Origin of the sequence: Yersinia sp. 2542 StPb PI, from assembly GCF_048593855.1 — a bacterium.
Taxonomy (GTDB): Bacteria; Pseudomonadota; Gammaproteobacteria; order Enterobacterales; family Enterobacteriaceae; genus Yersinia; species Yersinia enterocolitica_E.
Genome location: NZ_JAZGQA010000571.1, coordinates 1 through 244, shown reverse-complemented (window position 1 = coordinate 244; position 244 = coordinate 1). Strand labels below are relative to the sequence as shown.

Sequence of the window (244 nt, the reverse complement as noted above, 5' to 3'; positions counted from 1 at the left end):
TGCGCTTTTCTTTAGGTCTATATTGTGAATTTACTAATTAATTGTAACTTATGAAGTTCAATATCTGAACGCACCCCCATTTTTCTCATTGCAGAACGCTTATGTCCACTGATAGTTTTTTCACTTCTATTTAACATCCTAGCAATGGTCATCCCGCTAAAACCAATGCTTACAAGATCAATGATTTTTCGCTCACAATCAGTTAACTTCAGAGGTTTAGAAACATTATCAATCGTTGAGTTTT

Annotated in this window: 1 protein-coding gene; it reads right to left on the bottom strand. The window is 34.0% G+C overall.

What is annotated here, in order from left to right:
- Positions 1-17: 17 nt before the first annotated feature.
- Positions 18-244 (bottom strand): helix-turn-helix domain-containing protein (locus V1952_RS22775; protein WP_420075662.1); only part of this gene is annotated, 227 nt, incomplete at its 5' end.